General features: G+C 68.7%; 11 protein-coding genes. 5 read left to right on the top strand and 6 right to left on the bottom strand.

What is annotated here, in order from left to right; genetic code table 11:
* Window positions 1-12: 12 nt before the first annotated feature.
* Window positions 13-321 carry a glutaredoxin domain-containing protein gene (locus ACFV4K_RS32625; protein WP_357280118.1) on the bottom strand — a complete coding sequence of 103 codons (309 nt, stop codon included), beginning with the start codon at window positions 319-321 and terminating at the stop codon, window positions 13-15.
* Between the two features lie 61 nt (window positions 322-382).
* Here ACFV4K_RS32625 and ACFV4K_RS32620 point away from each other — a divergent pair, with 61 nt between their 5' ends.
* Window positions 383-703, top strand: a complete 321-nt coding sequence (locus ACFV4K_RS32620) for a hypothetical protein (protein WP_379280107.1) — start codon at window positions 383-385, stop codon at window positions 701-703.
* Window positions 704-717: 14 nt separating this feature from the next.
* Here the strand turns inward: ACFV4K_RS32620 and ACFV4K_RS32615 are convergent, their stop codons facing one another.
* Window positions 718-990, bottom strand: coding sequence for a hypothetical protein (locus ACFV4K_RS32615; RefSeq protein WP_379280105.1), 273 nt, complete (start codon window positions 988-990; stop codon window positions 718-720).
* Between the two features lie 13 nt (window positions 991-1003).
* Between ACFV4K_RS32615 and ACFV4K_RS32610 the strand changes: the two genes are divergently transcribed.
* The 3 genes from ACFV4K_RS32610 to ACFV4K_RS32600 all read left to right on the top strand — a co-directional run bounded on the left by ACFV4K_RS32610 (window position 1004) and on the right by ACFV4K_RS32600 (window position 4073).
* Entirely contained in the window at window positions 1004-1384 is a 381-nt protein-coding gene (locus ACFV4K_RS32610; RefSeq protein ID WP_379280104.1) for a DUF488 domain-containing protein, read from the top strand.
* Between the two features lie 243 nt (window positions 1385-1627).
* The gene (locus ACFV4K_RS32605) at window positions 1628-3028 is read left to right on the top strand and encodes a PhoH family protein (protein WP_357091690.1); all 1401 of its coding nucleotides are present in this window, start codon (window positions 1628-1630) and stop codon (window positions 3026-3028) included.
* A gap of 187 nt (window positions 3029-3215) precedes the next feature.
* Window positions 3216-4073 (top strand): acyl-ACP desaturase, encoded by an 858-nt coding sequence (locus ACFV4K_RS32600; protein ID WP_379280103.1) that lies wholly within the window; start codon window positions 3216-3218, stop codon window positions 4071-4073.
* Between the two features lie 186 nt (window positions 4074-4259).
* Here the strand turns inward: ACFV4K_RS32600 and ACFV4K_RS32595 are convergent, their stop codons facing one another.
* Window positions 4260-4682: a limonene-1,2-epoxide hydrolase family protein gene (locus tag ACFV4K_RS32595; protein WP_379280101.1), complete on the bottom strand. Its 423-nt coding sequence runs from the start codon at window positions 4680-4682 to the stop codon at window positions 4260-4262.
* A 49-nt stretch (window positions 4683-4731) separates the two neighbouring features.
* Entirely contained in the window at window positions 4732-5460 is a 729-nt protein-coding gene (locus tag ACFV4K_RS32590; protein WP_379280100.1) for a TetR/AcrR family transcriptional regulator, read from the bottom strand.
* 102 nt (window positions 5461-5562) lie between these two features.
* Between ACFV4K_RS32590 and ACFV4K_RS32585 the strand changes: the two genes are divergently transcribed.
* Window positions 5563-6741: an FAD-dependent monooxygenase gene (locus ACFV4K_RS32585; protein WP_379280099.1), complete on the top strand. Its 1179-nt coding sequence runs from the start codon at window positions 5563-5565 to the stop codon at window positions 6739-6741.
* A 16-nt stretch (window positions 6742-6757) separates the two neighbouring features.
* Here the strand turns inward: ACFV4K_RS32585 and ACFV4K_RS32580 are convergent, their stop codons facing one another.
* Together ACFV4K_RS32580 and ACFV4K_RS32575 are read right to left on the bottom strand one after the other, a co-directional pair.
* Complete coding sequence (locus ACFV4K_RS32580; RefSeq protein ID WP_379280097.1) at window positions 6758-6931, bottom strand: hypothetical protein; 174 nt, start codon at window positions 6929-6931, stop codon at window positions 6758-6760.
* Between the two features lie 42 nt (window positions 6932-6973).
* Complete coding sequence (locus ACFV4K_RS32575; protein ID WP_379280095.1) at window positions 6974-8365, bottom strand: class II fumarate hydratase; 1392 nt, start codon at window positions 8363-8365, stop codon at window positions 6974-6976.
* Window positions 8366-8471: the final 106 nt, after the last annotated feature.

Below are 8471 nucleotides of genomic sequence, written 5' to 3'. Positions count from 1 at the left end.
GCGCTCGTCGTTTCAGAAGGTCCAGAACCGGCGCGGGCCGCCGGTGAGCTGGGGCGCGTCGGCGGAGACGGTCGCGATCAACTCCTTGGGATGCGGGTTGACCCAGTTGCGCTCCGTCGAACCGTCGCGGAACACGACCGTGGGCACGGTCTCGTTGCCGTCGGCCACCGAGCGGACGAACGCCGCCGCGTCGGGGTCCTGCCAGATGTCGATCTCACGGTGAACGATGCCGTGCCGGTTGAGGACCCGGCGCATACGCGAACAATAGGGGCAGCCGGGACGCCGGTAGACGATCAGCTCCGCGGTGGCATCAGCGCTCATTCTCGGAGTGTAGGACCGCGGCGACGGAACGGCCTATGCTGCAAGGGGATCGGAGGCGGGGATGACGACCACCGTATTGCTGCTGGGATTGAAGTCGGCCGTGGTGGACGAGGTGCGTGAGCGCGTCGGCCTACCGGAGGTCGACATCCACGCGGGCACCGGGCTCACCGATCTGCGGGACACGTTGGCGCGCACCCCGATCGACCACGTGATCATGGGTGCGGGCCTGGACCTCGAGGACCGGCTGCGCATCGTGCGCGCCGTCTTCGAATCCAGTGACCGCACCACCGTCCACATGAAGGACTTCGCCTCGGGGCCGCAGGGATTCGCGCCGTTCGTGCGTGCCGTGCTCACCGGACTGCACGGCACGCCCGCCGGTTGAATTCCGCTGTCGCCTCAGGCGTGCTTGGTGAGGTAGTCCACGTACATCGGCCGCAGCACCTCGCCCAGTTCGCCTTCCCCGGCGTGGAAGTAGTCGTCGAGCAGGGCCGCGGTGTTCCAGATGTCGACCTCGCCCTCGCCCTGCTTGCCGGCCGCCACCTCGGCGCCGGGAATCGCCTTGAGCAGCTGCCACAGGAATTTGACGTCGCCGCGTCGGGCGGCCAGCTTTACGGCGCGGTCGTGCAATTCCTTGGTGGACAGCGTCGCCAGATCCGGAGTTTCGGCCATGGTCTCGACTGTAATGGAGCGCATGACACAGCAACCGGGATACCGGGTCAAGCGCGTCTACGACGCCCCCGATGCCGCCGACGGCCGCCGCGTACTGGTGGACCGGCTGTGGCCGCGTGGCATCAGCAAACAGCAAGCGGCCATTGACGAATGGGCCAAAGACGTGACCCCGTCGAACGAGCTTCGCAAGTGGTATCACGCCGCGCCGGAGACACGCCGTGCCGAATTCGAGCGCAAGTATCGAATCGAGCTCGGCGCCGACGCGGCCCGCGAAGGGCTGGCGCACCTCCGGGAGGAGGCCGCAACCGGTCCGTTGACCCTGGTCACGGCCACGAAAGAGCCGGAGCACAGCCATGTCCCGGTGCTTCTCGCGGAATTGGGCGAAACACCCTAACGGGACTCCCGTTAACCCGATCTTCACGAATGCGCCCCATAGTCCGGCGGCCGGATCGCGAATTCGGCGGTAGCGTCGGGGGTGCGGGCCGCGTAGGTGTGGCTCGTACGGGAGGTCCTGATCGTGACTGAGCAACTCAGTACGAGGGGGCCGGCACCCGGCCCTCGGGTCGTACGACCCCAAGGCTGACCGGCCCAGCGAGAACGCTCGCGCGGTGTCGCGCGAGTGGCAAAGGAGCCCACCGTGACTGATGCACGCTCCGTCAACGCTCCCACCAGGGACGCCGGCTCTGACCAGAGCCCGCGGCCCACGACACGGGGAGTTCGCGCCTCGCAGTCGTCCGATTCCGGACCGAAAACCTTCGTAGTCGACACGTCGGTGTTGCTGTCCGACCCCTGGGCCCTGACCCGCTTCGGCGAGCACCACGTGGTGCTGCCGCTCGTGGTGATCAGTGAGCTCGAGGCCAAACGCCACCACCACGAACTCGGCTGGTTCGCTCGCGAGGCGCTGCGCATGCTGGACGATATGCGCTTGGCGCACGGTCGGCTCGATCAACGGGTGCAGGTCGGCACCCAGGGCGGGACACTCCAGGTGGAGTTGAACCACACCGACCCCGCGGTACTGCCCGTCGGATTCCGCACCGACAGCAACGATTCCCGCATTCTGGCGTGCGCGCTCAACCTGGCCGCCGAGGGCCAGCGGGTCGCACTGGTATCCAAGGACATTCCGCTGCGGGTCAAGGCCGGCGCGGTCGGCCTGCAGGCCGAGGAATACCACGCCCAGGATGTCGTCATCTCCGGGTGGACCGGCATGGTGGAGCTCGAGGTGGCCACGGCCACCGTCGACAAGCTCTACGCCGATTCGGTCATCGATCTCGATGAGGCTCGGGACATGCCCTGCCACACCGGGATTCGCATGGTCAGCCCGCGCGGCAGCGCCCTGGCCCGGGTCACACCGGACAAACGGGTACAGCTGGTGCGCGGCGACCGGGAGGCGTTCGGACTGCACGGGCGCTCGGCCGAACAGCGGATCGCGCTCGATCTGCTGCTGGACGAGAGCGTCGGCATCATCTCGCTCGGCGGGCGGGCCGGTACCGGTAAATCCGCGCTGGCGCTGACGGCCGGACTGGAGGCGGTGCTGGAGCGCCGCACGCATCGGAAGGTGGTGGTGTTCCGCCCGCTCTACGCGGTGGGCGGGCAGGAGCTCGGCTATCTGCCGGGCTCGGAGAGCGACAAGATGGGGCCGTGGGCGCAGGCCGTCTTCGACACCCTGGAGGGGCTGGCCAGCCCCGAGGTGATGGAGGAGGTGCAGGCGCGCGGCATGCTGGAAGTGTTGCCGCTCACCCACATTCGCGGACGCTCGCTACACGACTCCTTCGTGATCGTGGACGAGGCGCAGTCGCTGGAACGCAATGTGCTGCTCACCGTCCTGAGCCGGTTGGGCAGTGGATCGCGGGTGGTGCTCACCCACGACGTGGCCCAGCGCGACAACCTGCGGGTGGGCCGGCACGACGGCGTGGCCGCGGTGATCGAGAAGCTCAAGGGGCACCCGCTGTTCGCGCACGTCACCCTCACCCGCAGTGAGCGGTCGCCGATCGCGGCGCTGGTCACCGAGATGCTGGAGGAGTTCGGACCGAATTCCTGACATTCGGTAAGTAGTTCACCCACCCGGCCGGAGAGCGACGCGCCCTCCGGCCGGGTGCGGTCACCGAGAAGTAGCCCGGCCGATCCGGGGCGTCCCGCGCGGGCGTCCCGGACCCGGGAACGGCCATAGCGAAGGCGAATACTCGCGAAGATCCCCGCGGTAGCCGATCTGCCGCTAGGTTGTTCGCGTGCACAACGTTTTGTCCGATCGGGACCTGCTGGATTCACTCGCCGCGGAGGTGGAGAACAACCTCACGCGGCATATCGACGCCAGCCCGGAGTGGCAGCCTCACGACTACGTGCCGTGGTCCGCCGGCCGCAACTTCCAAGCCATGGGCGGAACCGATTGGGAGCCTGCGCAATCCGAGCTGAGCGAGGTCGCCAAGACCGCCCTCACGGTGAGCGTCCTGATCGCCGACAACCTGCCCTCCTACCACCGTGAGCTGGGCAAGCATCTGCGCACCGGCCCGTGGTGGCGGTGGGTCGGCCGCTGGACCGCCGAGGAGAACCGGCACGAGATCCTCATCCGCAACTTCCTCATGGTCACCCGCGCCGTCGACCCCATCGCACTGGAGCGCATGCGCATGGCGGCCATGACCGCCAGCTTCAACCGTCCCGGCATGCACCTGCTCGAGGTGCTCGCCGTGGCGGCCTTCGAAGAGGCCGCCGCCGCGGTCCGGCACCGCAATACCGCCCGCCTCGCCGACGACATCGTGGTCGCGTCCATCGCCGACCGCCTGGCCGCCGACGACGAACTGCAGGCCGTCTTCTTCGCCAACCTGATCTCCGCCGCCCTGGACCTGGCCCCCAACCAGACCCTGCGGGCCATCGCCAATCGTGTCGCCGACTTCCAGGTGCCGGTGATCGAGCTGTCCGACGGCCGCTCCAGCGACGAGGTGCTGGCCGCGGCCGGGATCTACGACCGCGCCCAGGAGCCCGAGCTGGTGTTCGGACCGCTGCTCGAGCAGTGGAAGGTGTTCACCCGCACCGACCTCGGCGAGGACGGGGAGAAGGCGCGCGCCGAACTGGCCCACCTGCGCCCCTGACCAGCCGACACGGGTGGATCGGTCGACGCGCCTGACGGCGGCCGCGACCGAACCGCCTGCCGCGCCCCGGAATCGCCGGGGCACCCAGCCTGACGCCGCGCCTCGTGCGCGGTTTCGATGCCGACGCCCGCCGCGAGAATCGTGGCGGGCGTTGTGCTTTCGCGGGGCAGCCTGTGCCTTCGCGGTTCAGTGCGGGAGTATCGCGCGCACCACGCCGGTCGCCGTGCCGCGCAGCACGTTCTCCCACGAGAAGTGGTCGTGCCACAGCGTGATGCGGCCATTGCGGAACTCGAAGGTGCCGCACACCCAGAACGCGATCTCGATCGGGCCCACCCGCAGGTAGTCCGTGCGCTCGGTGAGCACCACCCCGTCGTCGGTCGCGGCGATGTGGTGCATATCGGCCCGGAAGCCGAAGCGCGGGTTGTTGAACAGGCCCAGCACCCAGCGCACCCGGTCGATACCGCGCAGGTCGGGCAGCGAGGTGTTCTTCCAGACGATGCCCGGGTCGGCCAGTTCGAGGGCCTCGGGCACGATGTTCATCTCCAGCGCGGCGAAGAATTCGCGCACGGTGGTGACCGGATCCTGCTTCAGCTCGGGTAGCTCCGCCATCTGTCGAGCGTAAGCCGAATCCGGGCCGCGGCACAGACATTCCCGGCAACTACCGCCGTGTCGCGATGAGCGCCGCCACCCCGTCCAGGATGCGCTCGATGCCGTAGTCGAGGGCATTGTCGCGGCCGGCCGTGGCCGCGCTCTCGGTGCCGGGGACGGCTTCGGCGAGCGCCACCGCCGCGTGCGGGAAGCGGTCGGCCTGGGTGAGGAACACCGCGGTCATCTCCCGCGCCAGTTCCCCCTCGAGATCCGTGCCCGCGGTCCCGGTCTGCAGGCCCATCCCGCGCACGTGGTTGAGCAGCAGGACGACGGTGTCGAGGCGTTCCGCGTGGGTCAGGCCGCTGCGGTCCAGCACGGCGAGAGCGGTCTCCAGCCAGGCCAATTCGTTGGGGCCCATCACCCGGACGCCAGTGGCCAGTTCATTGAGCCACGGATGGGCGACGGCATTGCCGAAGAAGGTTCCGGACCACTCCCGCAGGTAGGCCCGCCACGACTCCGGATCGGCGGGGTCGGTGTGATTCTCCGGCGGTGAGCTCAGCGCGGCGTCCAGCATGAGCGCGGTGAGCTCGGTCTTGCCGGGAACGTAGCGGTACAGGGCCATCTTGGCGCAGCCGAGCCGTTCGGCGAGCCGGGCCATGGACAGGCTGGCCAGGCCTTCGGCGTCGGCGAGATCGACCGCCTCGGTAACGATGCGCTCGAGGGTGAGCGAGGGTTTGGGCCCGCGCCGGGGGCGGTCGGGGGTGCCCCAGAGCAGTTCGCGGGTGGTGGGTGCCGGCATGGTCGCCATCCTTCCGGATTTCCGGGTTGACACCTAACTGCGTCCACCATACTCTATTAATCATCAACAGCGTCCAACGGACGCAGTTACTGAAGGGTCATCATGCGCAACACCACCGTCCTCGTCTCCGGCGCCAGCGTCGCTGGTCCCGCCCTCGCCTACTGGCTGCACCGCTACGGCTTCCGGGTGACCGTGGTCGAGAAGGCTCCCGCCCTGCGCACCGGCGGACAGGCCATCGACTTCACCGGCGAGACCCACATGACCGTACTCGAGCGGATGGGCGTGCTCGCCGACATCGAACGCCGCCAGACCGGCAAGACCGACATGGTCATGCTCGACGAGTCCGGGCAGCAGCGGGCCCTCATCTCCGGCGACTTCACCGGCGGCGACATCGAGATCCTGCGCGGCGACCTGGCCGCGATCATGTACGAGCACACCGCCGACACCTGCGAATACCTGTTCGGCGACACCGTCACCGCGCTCACCGAGACCGCCGACGGCGTGGACGTCGAATTCGCGCACGCCCCGGCCCGGCGCTTCGACCTGGTCGTCGGCTGCGACGGAATCCACTCGCGGGTACGGAAACTGACCTTCGGACCCGAATCCGAATTCCTCGCCTACCGGGGTTACTACTACGCGCTCGCGGGCGCATCGCTGTGGGAGGACGCCGACGCCCCGCGCGAGCGGGCGGTGTCTCACGGCTGGACCGCGCCCGGGCGGCTCGCGGTCAACGGCGGGGCGAAGGCCGCGCAGATGTACATGTTCGCCTCACCCGAACTCGATTACTCGCGAGACGATTTCGACGAGCAGCGCCGGATCGTCGCCGAGAAGTTCGCCGGCATGGGCGGCGACGTGCCCGCCATGCTGGCCGACCTCCCGCACCTCGACGGGTTCTACCTGGACTCGCTGAGCAAAGTGACGATGAAGAACTTCGTGTCCGGGCGCGTGGCCCTGGTCGGCGACGCCGGGTACGGCAACACCCTCGCCGGCTTCGGCACCGGGCTCGCCGTCGTCGGCGCGTACGTCCTGGCCGGGGAACTGGCCGTCGCCGACGGCGACCACACCGTCGCCTTCGCCCGCTACGAGGACATCATGAAGCGCTACCTGCGCAAGGCCGACGACGCCCGCCCCGGCCCGTTCCTGGCCCCGAAAACCGCTCTGGGCCTGCGTTTCCGCAACTGGTTCCTGGGATCCTGGGCCTTCGACATGATGCTGAAGTACGCCGATTCGGCGAAGAACGACATCGAACTGCGGGACTACCCGGCGCTGGTCTCCCACTGAGCCGGCCGCCGTGGGTTCAACGCCAGGGCCCGAACAGTCCGTTCGCGTACTCGGTCAGCGCGCTCTGCGGGAACGGCCCGAAACTCACTCGGGCCACCCCCAAATCGGCGAAGTACTCCAGCCCGCCCTGGGTGGGGATGTCGATGGAATTGATCGGCAACGGCAGTTCCCCGGTGAGCCGTCGCAACACCCCCGGCACCGGGTCTCACGTCGGTGCCGGGAATGCCGAAGGTCAGTTGCCGTCGACCTTGGCCATCGAGAGCACGTTCAGGCGGCGGTCGAGTTCCTCGAGCGAGAGGTTGTCGCCGATCAGGCCGCGGTCGATGACCGTCTGGCGGATTGTCTTGTGCTCCTTCAGGGCCTGCTTGGCCACGGCGGCGGCTTCCTCATAGCCGATGGCCGAGTTCAGCGGGGTCACGATGGACGGGGAGGATTCCGCGAGGTGCCGCAGGCGGTCGACGTCGGCCACCAGGCCCGACACGCACTTGTCGGCGAACAGTCGGGAGACGTTGGCCAGCAGGCGGATCGACTCGAGGACGTTGCGGGCCATCACGGGGATGTAGACGTTCAGCTCGAACGCGCCGTTGCCGCCGCCCCAGGCGACGGCGGCGTCATTGCCGATGACCTGCGCGGCCACCTGCGTAACCGCTTCGGGGAGGACCGGATTCACCTTTCCGGGCATGATCGAGGAACCGGGCTGGAGATCCGGCAGCTGGAGTTCGGCGAGGCCGGTGAGGGGGCCCGAACCCATCCAGCGAATGTCGTTGGCGATCTTGGTGAGGCTGATCGCGACCGTGCGCAGGGCGCCGGACAGCTCCACCAGGGCGTCGCGGGCGGCCTGCGCCTCGAAGTGGTCGCGGGCCTCGGACAGGTGGTCGAGGTCGGTCGCCTTCGCGAGTTCCGCAACGACTTTCGCGCCGAACCCGGCGGGGGCGTTGAGACCGGTGCCGACGGCGGTACCGCCGATGGCCAGCTCACCGACCCGCGGCAGGGTCGCCAGCAGGCGTTCGACGCCCGCGCTCACCTGGCGGGTGTAGCCGCCGAACTCCTGGCCCAGGGTGACCGGGACCGCGTCCATCAGATGGGTGCGGCCGGACTTGACCACCGACTTCCACTCCCGCGACTTGTCCTGCAAGGCCAGCCGCAGATGGTCCAGGGCGGGAATCAGTTCCTTGATCACGGCCTCGGTGGCCGCGAGATGCGTTGCGGTGGGGAAAGTGTCGTTGGAGGACTGCGACATGTTGACGTCGTCATTGGGGTGCACGCTGACGCCGTCGCGGGCGGCGATGCTCGCGATCACCTCGTTGGCGTTCATATTCGAACTGGTGCCGGACCCGGTCTGGAACACGTCGATCGGGAACTGGTCGTCGTGGCGGCCGTCGGCGATCTCGTTGGCGGCCGCGATGATGGCGTCGGCCTTGGTCTTGTCCAGCAGGCCCAGATCGCGGTTCACCGCGGCGCAGGCCGCCTTCAGCAGGCCGAGCGCGCGAATCTGCGCGCGCTCCAGGCCACGTCCGCTGATCGGGAAGTTCTCCACCGCGCGCTGCGTCTGCGCGCGCCACAGGGCGTCGACGGGGACACGAACCTCGCCCATCGTGTCGTGCTCGATCCGGTACTCGGTCATGAATTCGACCCTAGGCCCGTCCCGCGCCGTGCGGGAGTGCCACGCCTGAGGGAATCGGCACACGCGGGCCGGGAATAGGGCGGCCACCCGCGCGCCGGAAGAGAAG

This window comes from Nocardia sp. NPDC059764 (assembly GCF_042732555.1).
Taxonomy (GTDB): domain Bacteria; phylum Actinomycetota; class Actinomycetes; order Mycobacteriales; family Mycobacteriaceae; genus Nocardia.
Note: the sequence above shows the minus strand (reverse complement) of the source record. Positions and strands in the feature narration are given on the sequence as shown.